The following is a 16542-nucleotide window of genomic DNA, read 5'->3' as shown; positions in this document are numbered from 1 at the left end:
AAGTGATTCATCAAATGCTGTCGCGCAGTCGATACCACACCTTGCCGATGGCTTCCAGCGGCGCCGCCAGGTATTTACCGCCGGGGAAGCTGGGGTTACTCAAGCCCTGATACAACGCCAGTTCATCACTCTGGCCGAGAATCGCGTCGGACACGGCGCGGGCAGCGGCCAGCGTGGGCAGCACGCCATGCCCGGAATACCCCTGAAGCCAGTAGCGATCACCCTTGCGACCAATGTCTGGGGTGCGTTTGAGCGTCAGGTCAATGTGCCCGCCCCAGGCGAACTCCAGCTTCACGCCTTTGAGCTGCGGGAAAACCCGCTCCAGAAACGGCCGGGTTGCGCCGGCAATGTCCCTGGGCATCCCACCCAGATACGTGCATCCACCGCCGAACAGCAAGCGGTTGTCCGGCGTGCGACGGAAATAGTCGAGAACGAACTGGTTGTCGGTGACACAGACATTGCTCGGCAACAGCGCCGTGGCCTGCTCGGCCGTCAGGGGTGCGGTGGCGACTTGATAAGTGCCCACCGGCAACACGCAACTGGCCAGCTGCGGGTCGAGCTCGTCGAGATAGGCATTGCAGGCCAGCACCAGCACATCCGCGCGAATCGACCCGCGTTCGGTGTTTACCAGGAATTGACCGCCCTCCTCTCGATAACTCAGCGCCTTGCTTTGTTCATGGATACGGCCGCCCGCACGCTCGATGGCGGCGGCCAGGCCGAGGGCCAGTTTGAGTGGATTCAGGTGCGCGCCTTCAGGGTCATAAAGCCCGGCCTGATAGCGCTCGCTGGCCACCCATTCCGGCAACTGTTCACGGCGGATGAACTGCAAGCCATCGTGGCCCCATTTGTGGCTGGCTTCGTGCTGCCACTCCGTCAGCAGACCAACCCGACGGGGCATCACCGATGTCCACAAATGGCCAGCACGGTAATCACAGTCGAAACCATGGCGAGCCGGCAACTCACGCAGCTCTTGCGCAGCCCAGCGCATGCCGTCCCACAACCGCCGCGCACGCTCGTAGCCCAACGCTGCTTCCAGCGGCGGCATGTCACACGACCAGCCGAGAATGGCCTGCCCGCCATTGCGGCCCGACGCGGCCCATGCCACGCAGCTGGCTTCCAGCAGCGTCACCCGCTTACCAGCCAAAGCCAGGCGCAACGCAGTATGCAGGCCGCTGAAACCGGCACCGATGATGACGATTTCGGTGGTTTGCTCACCGGCAAGCGCCGGTCGGGTGGTCAGGCGATCAGCGCAACTGTGGGCGTAATAGCTGGCGACATGCTGCGTGGACTGCTGAAACATACAAGCCTCATGAAATTATATTTTTATAATTTCATGAAAAACTACAGCATAAATTTCATGCAGGCAACTCAGGTGTGCGGCGATTTATGCCACGGGTAGCCTTGCGCGCTGAGTTGAAAGGCGTAATCGAACAGACGCTTCATGTACTCGCCATCGAATTTCTGATTGCGCGGGCAGATAAAATCCGCGCCGATGTACGCCAGATTGAAATCTGCGCCGTCCTGCTGGGCGATCCGGTAAATGTGATTGAGGTCGCTGATCCCCTGGGTCTGGATCAAGGTGCTGATGGCTCGCCCGCCGATGCTCAAGGTCCGGCGCTTGGTACCGGACCACTGCGGTTCCAGTTTGCCATTGCGAATGACATAGAAATGCCGGGCCCGGCGGATGCGCGCGCCGGCCACGCTGTTCAACGCCATCACGGTGCCCGGCGGATAAAGGAACACCTGGGTCAGGACGCCTCCGTCCACGTGCATTTCCTGAAACTGTTGGCCGTCGACCTCCACATCGATCATGACCGGTGAAACGGCACCGGGAATGCTCATCGACGCGATCATGATGTTGCGAAACAGGTGCAGCGCGCCCGGTGCTCCGCTGGAAGCAATCGCGCCCATGTTCCAGGTGACGGGCCGCCCGGCATCGAGGTCGGTGGTGCCGATCATCAGCAGTCGTCCCTTGGCGTATTGCGCAGCGATGGCCGCTAACACGTCGGCGGTGATGTACTTGGCAATGAGGCGCGCCAGGGGCTTGCTGTCCGCAATGCCGTCGCTGGCCAGGCGGGTCAGCACACTTCGCGCATGGAACACATCTTTCGGACCGATTGCGCTGCAGATCCCCAGGATGACCGGGTCATACTCAGGCCCCAGGTATGCGAACGGTGCGACCAGGGCACCTGCGCTGATGCCGGTGACGACTTTGAAAGGCGGTCGGCTCCCATGCAAGCTCCAGCCGGCGATGATGCCCGCCGCGAAGGTGCCGGCGTCGCCGCCCCCCGAAATGGCCAGGTAGTAAGCGAGTGGCAGCGCATCGGTCGGCAACTCTGTGTCGGCGAGCGCCTCGACCTCGCGATCGTTGGCCAGGCTCGCATCCACAATGAACGCCGTCAGGTCCCGGTCCAGCCAGTAGCGCGCATTCGGGATGCCCGGAATGACTGCTTGTTCCGTCAGGTCTTGCGGCACTGCATCACGGCGTTGCAGGCACCCTTCACGCAACATGTTCATTGTTGAGGCGCTGGGCCTGGGCAGAAATGGTTTCACGACGCCTCCTCCGGTCCCTGCCATCGACAGAGCGCACTCGACTGACTCGGTGAAAACTGGCCTCCGCCATCATGCGCGCACCCTAAAACCCATGACTACTTTTCAGTCAGGCGGCGGTCTCCTGAAGACCAACAATTTGCCGGTGGCTCGCTGCACCACCTTGTCATTTTGATTGAGGGTCTCCATGAACATCGTCACTACGCCCCGGTCGGGTTTGGAGCTGGACGGGTCGATGGCCTGCACGGTGCATTGCAGGCGCAACAGGTCATCGGGGTAAGTCGGTGTCGGCCAGCTCAGCTCGATGCCCAACCCGATGATGCCGTCCGCCAACGGCACGCTGTCCACCAGCAGCTTCATGGTCAGGGCGGCGGTGTTCCAGCCGCTGGCGGCCAGGCCGCGGAACAGGCTCAACTCGGCAGCTTCAGGATCGAGATGAAACGGTTGCGGGTCGTACTCCTGGGCGAAGGCCAGCATCGACGCTCGATGGACCCGCACGCTGTCGCTTTCGAACTGCTGGCCCAGGCTCAGGTCATCGAGGTAGAGTTTTTCCCAGGCATGTACGGTCATGATTGTTCCCTGCGCAGCGCATCAGGAATAGCCGATTTCGCTGAGATCGATGGCTACCAGCAAGGCATCCATGTCAGCCAGGCCGTCCTTCCCGCGTCGGTAGGCACGACGCTTGCCGGGCATGCGCAGCCCGTCAGCCTCGATGTAGTCAGACACATATTGGGTGGCAGGCATACCACCACTGACATCCACGTTGTAGTCGTGTCGCCGCAGCAGGAAGTCTTCACCGAAGTAGAAATCCTGTACGGCGCAGTGCGTGGCGATGCTTTCGGGAAAGTGCACCCGCAAACGGCGCCAGCGCTCGGTTGCTTCTTGCCAGGGTTCGATTTCCTCGGTCACCACACCCGGCCACTTGAACAGAAAAGGCATGGTCAGGTAGGACCAGAGCGCATACCCGTTGAAGTACGCGCGATGCAGCGGATCCCACGGGGTGTTTTCGGTGTGGTCGCCAAAGGATTGCCGGGGCGCCTGGCGCTCAGCGATCACCTGCCCGTCGGTGGTTTCGATGGCGATTCGATCGGGTGAATAGGCTGTCCGTTTATCCGGGCCACCGAAGGGGGTTACCGAGGCTTTCTGTTCATGCAGCCAAACGGTCATCTGGCGAGGGGCGCTGTCTTGGGTCAGCCCTTTCGCGGCCCAGAGCGAGCCGCCGGTCACGAGGGTGGCGCGCACAGTGTTGAAGCTGTTCCAGCGGTCCAGACCGCCATGGGCGATCAGCACCTGATCCAGCAGTGGATGATCCTGCGCACTCACAGTGGCGGCCCTCCTGTTTCCGATGGTCGATCCTGCACCCACTGCCAGAATAATTGATAGCCGACGGCAAGGACCACCGGCCCGATGAACAGCCCGATGATGCCACTGGTGACCATGCCGCCCAACGCACCAATCAACACCACCGGCATTGGCACGTCGACACCGCGCCCCAGCAGCAAGGGTTTGAGGACGTTGTCCACCAGGCCGGCAATGAACACATAGATGGCGAAAATAATGGTCGCGGTGCTGGCGCCTTCGGTGGCAAAAACGAAGGCAATCACCGGTAGCGTAATCAGCGTCACCGGCAATTGCATGATGCCGAGCAGCAGCACCGCCAAGGCCAGCAGACCGGCACCGGGGATGCCCTTGAAGACAAAGCCGAGGCCCACCAGCAGCATCTGGATGAACGCGATGCCGACCACGCCCAACGCCACCGCACGGATGGTGGCGGTGCACAGTTCAGCGATTTTCGGGCCCCGTGCCGGACCGCTGACTCTGGAGGCAATCTGGACCGCGGCGCGACTGCCGCCTTCGCCATGGGCCATGAAAATCCCGGCAATGATCAAGGCGAAGATGAACGTCAGGAAACCCATGCCGACACCCGCGAGTTTACCCAACAGGCCCAGGCTGACGTGTTTGATTTGCGGTACGTATTTGGCGGTCAGCTCGGGAAGATTGGTGGAGGCTTGAAGCCACAGATCAGAGAGTGGCCGGCCCACCAACGGCCAACTGGCAACTGACTCGGCCGGCGGTGGAATGTGAAAACCGCCGCCCTTGACGACTTCCATCGCCCGTTCGACCGAATCGGCAATCGAGGTACCCAGCAGGTAGATCGGCACCATCAGGATGACGATGGCGATCAGAATGATCAGCGTCGCGACGTGCCCGGGTTTGTGGCTACCCCTGAGTCGCTCTTGCAGCGGATAGAGGGTGATCGCCAGGATCAGCGACCACAACATCAAGTCGCGGAACGGGCTGAATATCTGGAAACAGAAAAGTACCAGCACCGCGATCAACCCGGCACGAATCATTACATCGAGCAGGGTGCGGCTCAGCGTTTTCTCGGTAAAGGGTGTGGGCTCCACGGGTGGCTCCTTGCAGATCACTGCAACGGTAGCGGATCGGTTAGCCCAGCATAGACGCTCAATATACGGCGTGAGGCCTCAACGCAATTTCAGTGGATCGACCAGTCCGGCGGCAATGGCCATGCCCACCAGGTCCGGCAGGGTGCTGGCCTGCATGCGCTTCATCACGCGTGAGCGATACAGGTCGACGGTTTTTGCGCTGACGCCCAGTTGCTCGGCGATTTCCCGAGTGGTGTAACCCTGCACCAGCGGCAGCAAGACATCGCGCTCGCGGGGGGTCAGTGTCAGCAAACGGGCTTGCAAGGCGTCATGGCCCTGATTACCCGAACGGTTGGCCGCGCAGTTGCTCAGCGCCTGTTGCACGCTGTCCAGCAACAACTGCTCGTTGTAGGGTTTTTCGATGAAGTCATGGGCGCCCGCCTTGAACGCGCGCACCACAATGGGCACATCGGCGTGGCCGCTGACGAAGATGATCGGCAGGTTCAACTCCCGAGCGCGCATTTCTTCCTGCACGTTCAACCCGCCCATGCCGGGCATGCGCACATCCAGCAGCACGCAGGCGTCGAGCGTGGCATCACAGGCGCTGAGAAACTCCACGCCACTGGTAAAGGGCAAGGCCTTGAGCCCGACCGATTCCAACAGCCAGACCGTTGAATCGAGCATGCCCTGGTCATCGTCGACCACATACACCACGTGCTCAGTCACACCTGCCATTGCGATTCCTGTTGTTGTTTTGTTGGGCCGGCAAGCGGCAAGCGGCAAGCCATCAGCAGCCCGACCGGTTGGCGCCGGGCCTGCAATTCACCGCCGAAACCTTCGATGATGCTGCGGCTCATGGACAAGCCAAGGCCCAGGCCATCGGCCTTGCTGGTATAGAACGGGGTAAATATCTGCTCCAGTTCGGGCTCACTGACGCCCGGCCCCTGGTCTTGCACACGGATTTCCACGGTGGCACCACCGCCCTGCTCCGCCGTCATCACGATCAGCGAGGGCTGCCCCGGATGTTGTTCGCGGTTGGCGTCGATGGCATTGCGCAGCAGATTGAGCAGCACTTGCTCCAGCAACACCCGGTCGGCATAAACGGGCGGCAGATTATCCGGCAGTCGATCCTCGATTGTCACTTGGCAATTGCACGCTTCCCAGGCACACAAACGCACGGCCTCACGGGCGACGTCGGTAAAATTCAGGGCCTGCATGCGCCGCTGCCCCTTGCGCAGAAACGCCCGTAAGCGCTTGATCACTTCCGAGGCATGGGTGGCGTGATGGGTGATGCGTTGCAGTCCTTTCGCCACGCGTTCGGCGGCCTCGGGGTTGGTGTCGAGCGTCTGTAAATAGCGTTGACTGGCATTGGCGTAATTGACCACGGCGGCTAAGGGCTGGTTGATTTCGTGGGCAATGCCCGAGGCCAGCTCGCCCAGGGTCACCAACCGTGCGGTGTGGGCCAATTCGTCTTGATGGCGGCGCTGTTGCACCTCGCGCAATTCACGCTCGGTCATGTCCCGCGCCACCAAAGAGTAGTAGCGCTCGCCGCCGGCCGAACGGTGCGCCAGCAGCACCAGCGACACCGGCACCGACGTGCCGCCACCGGGCGGTTGCAACCGTGCATCGGTGCTCCACACGCCGTCGCGTTCGGCGCTGCTCCAGCCGTCACGTTGCAGGCGCGTCAGGTCAGCGCTGGCAAACAGCTGCGCCAGGGCCGGCATCGGTTGTTGCTCGTCGATATCGAGGATGCGCCGTGCGGCCGGGTTGAGGTAAGTGACTTGCCCGTCAGGGTCGATGAACAACACCGGATCGGTGTTGGCCTCGACCACTTCCGCCAGGCGCCGCTTGTTCTCTTCGGCCTGTACCCGGGCCGTGATGTCCCGGGACACACTGACCACCTCGACCACCGCGCCGGTGTAGGTTTCACGAATCGCCCGGCTGGCGGTTTCGAACCACAGGTAATGCCCGGCCCGGTGGCGAATGCGGTACGTCATGGTGTGATAACCGTCCTGCTCCAGCGCGTCCCGCGCACGCTGCACCAGGTTGGCGAGGTCCTGGCCGTGAAACAGGCCCTGGGCCATTTGCCCGCGCAACTCTTCGGGCCAGTAGCCAAGCAATGTCCAGGATGCCGGCGAGGCATCGAGAAAACGCCCGTCCGGGGTGTGCCGGGAAATCAGGTCGGTGGTGTTCTCGATGATCAGCCGGTACAGCCGCCGTGCCGTGGCGGCTTCGCGTTCGGCCAATACTTGTACCGTGGCGTCGCGGCAACGGGCGAGCACGCGGTTGTCCTGGGGATCGGGGATAAACGTCCAGATCAGAATCTGCGCCTCGAACTGGGCTTCGACCCCTTCAATGGCACGTTGCTGGTCGAGGCAGGCACGCACCAACACCCGATGATTGACCGGCAAAAAGCCCAGTACCTCGGTCAGCGGCTTTTCCGCGAGCAGGGCCAGCAGCGCGGCATTGAACTCCAGCGGTCGGCCCTGCGCATCGAGCAACAGACTCGGTTGTGGGTCGTGCCCCAACAGCGGCGACCCCCGCAGCATGCCGTTGACGCTGCTGAGCAAGGTGGTCAACAAATCCTGCACCCAGCCCAGCCAGTCCAGACTCACGCCGTCGCAGACTTCCACCAGCAACAGGCCTGACTGCCCCGCCTGCAAGGCCAGATCAAACACTTGGCCATGGCTGATGGCTGCGCGGCGTAATCGGCCGGACAGCCAGCAATCGAGTTGCCGCACCTGGGCCAGGTCCAGGCGCCCGGTCTCGCCCAGCCGATCAAACAGCAGCTGATCGCTGGCCAGCGACGGATCGCCAAGGCCCGGCGGGAAATGCTGGGCGGCGCCTTCGTGGCTGTAAATTCGCGCGGTGGGTTGCCAACTCAGGTAAACCGCCCGCCGCACCTCGGGACATTCCTGCAGCGCACGGCACAACGCATCCGCCCGAGCGGCCAGGGACACGCCCTCGCGCTGCAGGCGCAACCAGCTGTGCAATCGAACGGGAGTCAGGGTCATCACAGGTCCGCATTGTCGGGGGAGCCAAGAATATACCGGCGCTAGAGGTATCGCCGCATTCATTTGGAGGCAGAAGAATAAAATATAGTACATATACTATACTGCGTAGGTTGTACTTCCATATCCGTGGCAGATTGTTATATAAAGCACACCGGACATAAAGGATGACCTCAGCGGCTACGCTGAACAGGCCCATCCATAGAGCTAACAATCAGCCACCGAGTACCCGTCATGTCGATCTATGAACAAGGGCTAGGCCCTTCGGCTGTCAATCACATTGCTTTGTCGCCGCTCAGCTTCATCGAACGCACTGCCAGCGTTTACCCCCACTACCCCGCCGTGATCCACGGTTCGATCCGTCGTACCTGGGCGCAGACCTACACCCGTTGCCGGCGTCTGGCCTCGGCGCTGGCCGGTCGCGGCATCGGCAAGAACGACACGGTGGCGGTGATGCTGCCCAACATTCCCGAGATGCTTGAAGTGCATTTTGGCGTGCCGATGATCGGCGCCGTGCTCAACCCGCTCAACGTGCGCCTGGATGCCGAAGCCATTGCCTTCATGCTGCAGCATGGTGAAGCCAAGGTACTGATCACCGACCGTGAATTCCATGACGTGATTCACGCGGCCATCGGCATGCTTGATCACCCGCCGCTGGTCATCGACGTCAATGACCCGGAATACGGCGAAGGCAAGGCCGTCAGCGACCTGGATTATGAAGCGCTGCTGGCCGAAGGCGATCCGGATTACGCCTGGCAATGGCCGGACAACGAGTGGCAAGCCATCTCGCTGAACTACACCTCAGGCACCACCGGCAACCCGAAAGGTGTGGTCTACCACCATCGCGGCGCGTACCTGAACTCGCTGGGCAACCAGATGACCTGGGCCATGGGCAACCATCCGGTCTACCTCTGGACCCTGCCGATGTTTCACTGCAACGGTTGGTGCTACCCGTGGATCATCACCGCCATGGCCGGTGTGCATGTGTTCCTGCGCCGGGTCGATCCGCAGAAAATCCTCACGCTGATTCGCGAGCATCAAATCACGCACCTGTGTGCTGCGCCTATCGTGCTCAATGCATTGGTCAACATGCCGGAATCGGCGAAAGCGGCCATCGACCATCCGGTCAACGCCATGGTTGCCGGTGCTGCACCACCCGCCAAAGTGATCGGCGCCGTGGAAGAAATGGGCATCAAGGTCACGCACGTCTATGGCCTGACCGAAACCTACGGTCCGGTGACGCTCTGCGCCTGGCATGCCGAATGGGATGAGTTACCGCTGGACGAACGGGCACAGATCAAATCCCGTCAGGGCGTGCGCTACCCGACGCTTGAAGGTGTGATGGTCGGCGACTCAAAGACGCTGGAACCTACCCCACGGGACGGTCAGACCATCGGTGAGATCTTCATGCGCGGCAACACCGTGATGAAGGGCTACCTGAAAAACCCGACCGCCACCGCCGAAGCATTCGAAGGCGGCTGGTTCCACACCGGTGACCTGGCGGTGTGTCATCCCAATGGTTATGTCGAGATCAAGGACCGACTCAAGGACATCATCATTTCCGGCGGCGAGAACATTTCCACCATCGAACTGGAAGGCGTGCTGTATCGCCATCCGGGCGTGATGGAAGCGGCCGTGGTTGCCCGTCCCGATGAAAAATGGGGAGAAACGCCCTGTGCGTTCATCACCTTGAAGGCCGATCACCAGGACGTTCGCGAGACCGACATCATCAGTTTCTGCCGCGAGCATCTGGCGGGCTTCAAAGTCCCGCGCACGGTGATCTTCACTCTGTTGCCGAAAACGTCCACCGGCAAAATCCAGAAGTACGTCCTGCGCGACAGGGCTAAAGCGCTCTAACCCGAACCGACGTTTTACCCACCCGGCGGCAGGTGTTTCATCTGCCGCTTCGGGCTCGTGCAGGCCGAATTCGGCCCTGCCCTGCCCCCAGACACATAACAAAAACAATGTGGAGCCACCCATGATCGACATCCATTCAACCGATACCCAACGTTGTGAACGCATTCGGACCAATCCGAAATTCCTTCAATTGGTGAGCAGCCGTTCGCGCCTGGCCTGGTCGCTGAGTGCCGCCGTGCTGGGCACTTACTACGGATTCATGCTGGTGGTGGCGTTTGCCCCGCAATGGCTGCATGCGCCAGTCGCCGAGCATCGGATGTTGACCCTGGGCATGCCGGTGGGTGCGGCGATCATCATTTTTTCCTGGCTGCTGACCGGTTGGTACGTCTACCGCGCCAACACGCGTTTCGATGCACTGGGCGCCGCCATTCTCGAGGAGAGCAAGTGATGAACCTGCTGCGTAAGCTCATCCTCGCCGCTGCCGGCCTGTTGCCGGCCTCCATCGTCCTCGCCGCCCCGACAATGGGCGCAGTGGAAAAACAACCGCTGAACCTGCATGCGATCGGCATGTTCTTCGTCTTCGTGCTGGGCACCCTGGCGATTACCTGGTGGGCCGCACGGCAAACCAAATCCACGTCGGACTTCTACACCGCTGGCGGTGGCATTACCGGGTTCCAGAACGGCCTGGCAATTGCCGGTGACTACATGTCCGCCGCCACGCTGCTGGGGCTGTCCAGCCTGGTGTTTGCCAAGGGCTACGATGGCTTCATCTACACCATCGGCTTCTTTGTCGGCTGGCCGATCATCACCTTCCTGATGGCCGAGCGCCTGCGCAACCTGGGCCGCTACACCTTCGCCGACATCGTTTCCTATCGACTCGACCAGAACAAGGTGCGGATCTTCGCCGCGTTCGGTTCGCTGACAGTGGTGTGCTGCTACCTGATCGTGCAGATGGTCGGGGCCGGTCAGTTGATCAAGTTGCTGTTCGGTCTCGACTACCCGGTTGCGGTGGTGATCGTCGGTGCGTTGATGCTGGTCTACGTGATCTTCGGCGGCATGATTGCCACCACCTGGGTGCAAATCATCAAGGCTGTGCTGCTGCTCGCCGGCGGAACGACCCTGGCGGTGATGGCCATGTCGCAGTTTGGTTTCAGCTACGAAACCCTGGCCGACAAAGCCGTCCAGGCCCATGCCAGCGGCTGGAACATCATGGGGCCAGGCTCGATGCTCGCCGACCCGATCAACACCGCGTCGATGTCGTTGGGCCTGGTGTTCGGGATTGCCGGTCTGCCGCACATCCTGATGCGTTTCTTCACCGTGCCGAACGCCAAGGAAGCGCGCAAGTCGGTGTTCTACGCGACAGGCTTTATCGGTTTCTTCTTCCTGGTGGTCTGCACCCTGGGCTTTGCCGCGATGGTCATCATCGGCACCGACCCGCAGTACTACGTCAACGGTGAAGTCGGCGGCGCCCTGATCGGCGGCGGCAACATGGTTGCCATGCACCTGGCCAAAGCAGTGGGCGGCAACCTGTTCTTCGGTTTCCTCTCGGCCGTGGCCTTCGCCACCATTCTGGCGGTCGTCTCCGGACTCGCCCTGGCCGGTGCCTCGGCGATTTCCCATGACCTCTACGCCACGGTGTTCAAGAAAGGCAAGGCCAGCCAGAAACAGGAAATGCGCGTAACGCGCATGGCGACGGTAGGCCTGGGCATCATCGCGATTCTGCTGGGCATTCTGTTCGAGAAGATGAACGTCGCGTTTCTGGTAGGCCTGACCTTCGGCATTGCCGCGTCGACCAACTTCCCGGTGCTGATCATGGCCATGTACTGGAAAGGCCTGACCACCAAAGGCGCGATCCTCGGCGGTTTTGCCGGCCTGATCTGCGCACTGGTGCTGGTGATCCTGTCGCCAGCGGTCTGGGTCACCGTGCTCGGTCACGCTCACGCGATCTTCCCCTACGACCACCCGGCGCTGTTCTCCATGCCGCTGGCGTTCTTCGTGATCGTCGTGGTGTCGAAACTCGACCGCAGCGTGCGCGCCGACAAGGAGCGTGACGCCTACGCCGACCAGTTCGTTCGCGCCCAGACCGGCCTCGGTGCCGCCAGCGCTTCCGCTCATTGATTGAAAGGGCACGGTCTGCCGTAACGGCGCCGTGCCCACCGCACACCTTTTGAGGTTCACGTTATGCCCGAATTCAACGCCCCGCTGCGCGACATGCGCTTTGTGCTGCACGAAGTGTTCGATGCCCCGGCCCTGTGGGCGCGCTTGCCGGCCCTGGCCGACACGGTCGACGCCGCCACCGCTGACGCCATTCTTGAGGAAGCGGCGAAAGTCACTTCGCACCTGATTGCGCCGTTGAATCGCAGCGGCGACGAAGAAGGCGCCCAGTGGCTCGATGGCCAGGTCAGCACGCCGATCGGCTTCAAACAGGCTTATGCCACCTTCATCGAAGGCGGCTGGGTGGGCCTTTCCGGTAATGCCGATTTTGGCGGCATGGGCATGCCGAAGATGCTTGCCGTGCAGTTTGAAGAAATGCTCTACGGCGCCAACTCAAGCTTCGCCCTGTATTCGGCGTTGAGTTCCGGGGCCTGCCTGGCGCTGGATGCCCACGCCAGCGAGACCCTGAAAAATCTGTATTTGCCACCGATGTACGAAGGCCGCTGGGCCGGTTCCATGTGCTTGACCGAAGCGCACGCCGGCACTGATCTGGGGATCATCCGCACCCGCGCCGAACCCCGGACCGACGGCAGTTTCAGCATCACCGGCAGCAAGATCTTCATCACCGGTGGCGATCAGGACCTGACGGAAAACATCATCCATCTGGTGCTGGCCAAACTGCCGGACGCGCCAGCCGGACCAAAAGGGATCTCGCTGTTCGTCGTGCCCAAGGTGCTGGTCAATGCCGACGGTTCTCTCGGCGACGCCAATGCCGTGAGCTGCGGTTCGATCGAACACAAGATGGGCATCAAGGCTTCGGCCACCTGCGTGATGAACTTCGACGGCGCCAGCGGTTGGCTGGTCGGCGAAGCCAACAAAGGCCTGGCGGCGATGTTCACCATGATGAACTACGAGCGCTTGTCCATCGGCATTCAGGGCATCGGCTGTGCGCAAGCGTCCTATCAGAGCGCCGTGGCTTACGCCCGTGAACGTGTACAGAGCCGCGCACCGACCGGCGCGATGGCCCCGGACAAAGTGGCTGATCCGATCATCGTCCACCCCGATGTGCGCCGCATGTTGCTGAGCATGAAAGCCATGACCGAAGGTGGCCGCGCGTTTGCCAGTTACGTCGGTCAACAACTGGACCTGGCGAAGTTCTCCGATGACGCCCAGGAGCGCGACAGCGCACAAACCCTGGTCGCGCTGCTGACACCAGTGGCCAAGGCGTTCTTCACCGACACGGGTCTGGAAAGCTGCATCAACGGCCAGCAAGTGTTCGGCGGCCATGGTTACATTCGCGAATGGGGCCAGGAGCAGTTGGTCCGTGACGTGCGCATCGCGCAGATCTACGAAGGCACCAACGGCATTCAGGCGCTGGACCTGCTCGGCCGCAAAGTGTTGGCCGACAGCGGCTTCGCGCTGCGTCAATTCACCGGGGAGATACGTCGTTTCGCCCATCAGCCAGACGCGCCCTACTCCGTGCAACTGTTCGATGCCGTGCAGCGTCTGGAAAACCTGAGCGACTGGCTGCAAGACCAGGCCGCCACCAACCGCAACGAAATCGGCGCGGCTTCGGTCGAGTATTTGCACCTGTTCGGTTACGTCGCCTACGCCTGGCTTTGGGCGCGCATGGCCCAGGTCGCGAAGAAAAAACTCAGCGAGGACCCCAAGTTCTATGGCGCGAAGATCGCCACCGCCGATTTCTACATCCGTCGCCTGCTTCCGCGCACATTGAGCCTGGAGCATTCCATTCTCGCCGGCAGCGCCTCGTTGTACGGCCTGAGCGCCGAACAGTTCTAACGATTGAACCGACGCGGCGCCACGCTCCTCTCGATTCGGCGTCCGCGTTTTTTTATTGATAAGCCCTCGTCCACCCGGCGAGGGCCGCGGGACCTGTCTTTCCATAATAAAAACAAAGGGGCTTCACCATGGACCGCAACACCCGCATCCTCGCTACCCGACTATTGCTGGCCGGCGGCGTCATCAGCCTCTCGGCCCCCGCCGCGGCTGACTTTGTCAAAGACAGCAAGGCCAGCCTTGAGCTGCGCAACTTCTATTTCAATCGGGATTATCGCCAGGACAACGCCGCCCAATCCAAACAAGAGGAATGGGCCCAGGGTTTCCTGCTGCGGTATGAGTCGGGCTTCACCGACGGTTTGGTCGGTGTCGGTTTCGATGCCATCGGCCTGGTCGGCGTCAAGCTTGATTCGAGTCCTGATCGCGCCGGTTCCGGCCTGCTCAAACGCCATCGCGACACGAGCAAAGGCGCTCAGGACGAGTACGGCGAACTGGGATTGACCGCTAAACTGCGCGCCTCCAAAAGCACCCTGAAACTCGGCACGCTGCTGCCGAAATTGCCGACGGTGCTGGCCAACGATTCACGGCTGTTGCCACAAACCTTCAAGGGCGGTCAATTGAACTCGCTGGAGATTGAAGGCTTGACCGTGGATGCCGGGCGGCTAACCCAGGTCAATCAGCGTGACTCCTCGGACTACGAGGACATGGGCATCACCCGGACCGGCGCCAAAGGCATCACCACGCGGCACCTCGACAGCGACAGCTTTGATTTCGCCAGCCTGAACTACAAATGGACCAGTAACCTCGCCACCGGCTACAGCTACGGCCACCTCGACAACTTCTATAGCCAGCACCTGGTGAACCTGACCTACGTGATGCCGGTAACGACGGGGCAATCGTTCAAGACTGACCTGCGCTTTGCCCGCTCCACGGATGATGGCGGCAGCAATGTCGACAACAATGCGATTGGCGCCATGTTCACCTACAGCCTCGGCGGTCACGCGTTTGGCCTGGGTTATCAAGGCATGAGCGGCGACACCGGTTTTGCCTACATCAACGGCACCGATGCGTTTCTGGTGAACTTCGTGCAGATCGGTGACTTCGCCAGCAAGGACGAAAAATCCTGGCAGGCGCGTTACGACTACAACTTTGCAGCCATGGGTGTGCCGGGGCTGACCTTCATGACCCGCTATATCACTGGCGACAATATCGACCTGGGCGGCAACCGCCCCGAAGGCAAGGAATGGGAGCGTGATACCGACATTGGTTATGTCGTGCAGAGCGGTCCGCTGAAGAATGTCGGGGTGAAATGGCGTAATGCGACGGTGCGTTCGACCAACTTTGGCAGCGATCTGGATGAGAATCGCTTGATTGTCAGCTACACCCTGCCGATCTGGTAACGATTCAGGCTTCACAAGGGGGGACTCGCTTGGCGGCGCAGTTCCCCTTTTTGTTGTGGATTTTCGCTGAGATGGCGAGCCTCTTCGCGAGCAGGCTCGCCCCCACAAGGGGAACGCGGTCAACGGTAGGAGCGAGCCTGCTCGCGAAGGCGGCCTCAAAGGCGCCAAACATGAGAGTAGGTTAAGATGCCTGCAAACCAGGCCCGCCGCGAGACGCCCCGCATGACTGATACCACCCCCCGCCTGATCAAGAAATACCCCAATCGCCGACTCTACGACACCCACACCAGCAGTCATTTGACGCTGGCGGATGTGCGCCAACTGGTCGTCGATAAAGTTGCGTTTAAGGTGGTCGATGCCAAGAGCGGCGAAGACCTGACGCGCAGTATCCTGCTGCAAGTGATTCTGGAAGCCGAAAGCGGCGGCGAGCCGATCTTCACCAGCGAGATGCTGATGGGGATTATCCAGTTCTACGGTCCGTACCAGGGTGTGCTCGGCAGCTACCTGGATAAAAGCATCCAGACTGTCATCGACATCCAGTCCCAGACCGGCGCGCAGTCATCCGAAGCCTGGAGCGACTTCATGCATCAACAGGCCCCGGTCATGCAGGATCTGATGCGCCAGTATGTCGACCAGTCCAAGGCCTTGTACCTCAATACCCAGAACCTGTTCGGCATGTTTGGCGCCAAGCCCGGCACCGATAACGGGCCGAAAAAAAATGGCGATGGGGAATAAACCCATCGCCATCGTTTGTGCCGCTGGCCTGAAATGACTTACTTGTTACCGCTGGTGGCCTTGGCGCTCGCTTCTGGTGCTGCTTTGGTGGCAGCGGCAGTGGCGGCGTCAAAATTGCTCTGAGCTACATCGGAAGCCTGTTTCACGGCTTTCTGTGCGCTTTCAAACACGGTACTGGCATTGGCAAGGCCCGACTTGAATGCAGCCACGACAGGCTCGGAGCCGGCCGGTGCATTCTTGCTGATCGATTCAACAAACTCATTGACCTGCTGGGTGCCCGCCTCGACCTGACTCGACGTCAGTTTGGCGATGTCCGACTGCGTGCCCACGATCAGCGCTTGAACCTGACGATTGAACTCGGCCAGACGTTCGGCCTGCGCGCTCGGCTGCGTAAACGATGCCTGCAAATCGGCAAAACCTTGTGGATCACGCACGGCCAGCAGCTTGCGTACGCCTTCGAAGTGCTCTTCGGTGGAGTCGCGCAGTGCCTTGAACTGCAACTGGCTCAGCTGTTCAACGCTGGCGAAGACTTTGCCGCTGATCTGCTGCAAAAGATCGAGGTTGGCTTTCTGAGCGGTTTGCAGTTTTTCCGAATTGAAAAAAGACATGCTTTATCTCCTGGTTCTGGAAGGCCCGGATGGGCCTGAGGAC

14 protein-coding genes are annotated in these 16542 nt (G+C 61.0%); 6 read left to right on the top strand and 8 right to left on the bottom strand.

All coding sequences use genetic code 11. The annotated features are described in order from the left end of the window. Positions 1-10 precede the first annotated feature (10 nt). From FBY01_RS08655 to FBY01_RS08625, 7 genes are all read right to left on the bottom strand, one after another. Complete coding sequence (locus FBY01_RS08655) at positions 11-1300, bottom strand: FAD-binding oxidoreductase (RefSeq protein WP_145307046.1); 1290 nt, start codon at positions 1298-1300, stop codon at positions 11-13. Positions 1301-1368: 68 nt separating this feature from the next. Then, on the bottom strand, positions 1369-2553 hold the full coding sequence (locus FBY01_RS08650) for a patatin-like phospholipase family protein (RefSeq protein WP_042932066.1): 1185 nt from the start codon (positions 2551-2553) through the stop codon (positions 1369-1371). Positions 2554-2655: 102 nt separating this feature from the next. Then, the gene (locus FBY01_RS08645; RefSeq protein ID WP_010460302.1) at positions 2656-3120 is read right to left on the bottom strand and encodes a MaoC family dehydratase; all 465 of its coding nucleotides are present in this window, start codon (positions 3118-3120) and stop codon (positions 2656-2658) included. Between the two features lie 21 nt (positions 3121-3141). Continuing rightward, on the bottom strand, positions 3142-3873 hold the full coding sequence (locus tag FBY01_RS08640) for a hypothetical protein (RefSeq protein WP_145307045.1): 732 nt from the start codon (positions 3871-3873) through the stop codon (positions 3142-3144). Beyond that, positions 3870-4958, bottom strand: coding sequence for an AI-2E family transporter (locus tag FBY01_RS08635; protein ID WP_145307044.1), 1089 nt, complete (start codon positions 4956-4958; stop codon positions 3870-3872). Before FBY01_RS08635 ends, FBY01_RS08640 begins: the two co-directional genes overlap by 4 nt. 78 nt (positions 4959-5036) lie before the next feature. Next, the gene (locus FBY01_RS08630) at positions 5037-5672 is read right to left on the bottom strand and encodes a response regulator transcription factor (protein WP_083376749.1); all 636 of its coding nucleotides are present in this window, start codon (positions 5670-5672) and stop codon (positions 5037-5039) included. Continuing rightward, positions 5660-7951 carry a PAS domain S-box protein gene (locus tag FBY01_RS08625; RefSeq protein ID WP_145307043.1) on the bottom strand — a complete coding sequence of 764 codons (2292 nt, stop codon included), beginning with the start codon at positions 7949-7951 and terminating at the stop codon, positions 5660-5662. The genes FBY01_RS08630 and FBY01_RS08625 overlap by 13 nt, the downstream gene beginning before the upstream one ends. Before the next feature lie 231 nt (positions 7952-8182). Here FBY01_RS08625 and FBY01_RS08620 point away from each other — a divergent pair, with 231 nt between their 5' ends. The 6 genes from FBY01_RS08620 (at position 8183) to phaR (ending at position 15891) form a co-directional block, all read left to right on the top strand. Next, complete coding sequence (locus tag FBY01_RS08620; RefSeq protein ID WP_077748472.1) at positions 8183-9805, top strand: acyl-CoA synthetase; 1623 nt, start codon at positions 8183-8185, stop codon at positions 9803-9805. A gap of 121 nt (positions 9806-9926) precedes the next feature. Then, a complete protein-coding gene (locus tag FBY01_RS08615) occupies positions 9927-10253 on the top strand; it encodes a DUF485 domain-containing protein (RefSeq protein ID WP_010460314.1) in 327 nt (108 codons plus the stop codon). Then, the gene (locus FBY01_RS08610; RefSeq protein WP_010460315.1) at positions 10253-11923 is read left to right on the top strand and encodes a cation acetate symporter; all 1671 of its coding nucleotides are present in this window, start codon (positions 10253-10255) and stop codon (positions 11921-11923) included. Before FBY01_RS08615 ends, FBY01_RS08610 begins: the two co-directional genes overlap by 1 nt. Before the next feature lie 63 nt (positions 11924-11986). After that, complete coding sequence (locus tag FBY01_RS08605) at positions 11987-13759, top strand: acyl-CoA dehydrogenase C-terminal domain-containing protein (RefSeq protein ID WP_145307042.1); 1773 nt, start codon at positions 11987-11989, stop codon at positions 13757-13759. Between the two features lie 128 nt (positions 13760-13887). Beyond that, positions 13888-15156: an OprD family porin gene (locus FBY01_RS08600; RefSeq protein ID WP_010460319.1), complete on the top strand. Its 1269-nt coding sequence runs from the start codon at positions 13888-13890 to the stop codon at positions 15154-15156. Between the two features lie 186 nt (positions 15157-15342). Further along, positions 15343-15891, top strand: coding sequence for a polyhydroxyalkanoate synthesis repressor PhaR (gene phaR, locus FBY01_RS08595; protein ID WP_144443475.1), 549 nt, complete (start codon positions 15343-15345; stop codon positions 15889-15891). Between the two features lie 38 nt (positions 15892-15929). On the opposite strand, the gene phaP is transcribed toward phaR, so the two are convergent. After that, positions 15930-16499 (bottom strand): TIGR01841 family phasin, encoded by a 570-nt coding sequence (gene phaP, locus FBY01_RS08590; protein ID WP_077748474.1) that lies wholly within the window; start codon positions 16497-16499, stop codon positions 15930-15932. Positions 16500-16542: the final 43 nt, after the last annotated feature.

This window comes from Pseudomonas sp. SJZ077 (assembly GCF_007993905.1).
In the GTDB taxonomy this organism is placed as follows: domain Bacteria; phylum Pseudomonadota; class Gammaproteobacteria; order Pseudomonadales; family Pseudomonadaceae; genus Aquipseudomonas; species Aquipseudomonas mandelii.
Note: the sequence above shows the minus strand (reverse complement) of the source record. Positions and strands in the feature narration are given on the sequence as shown.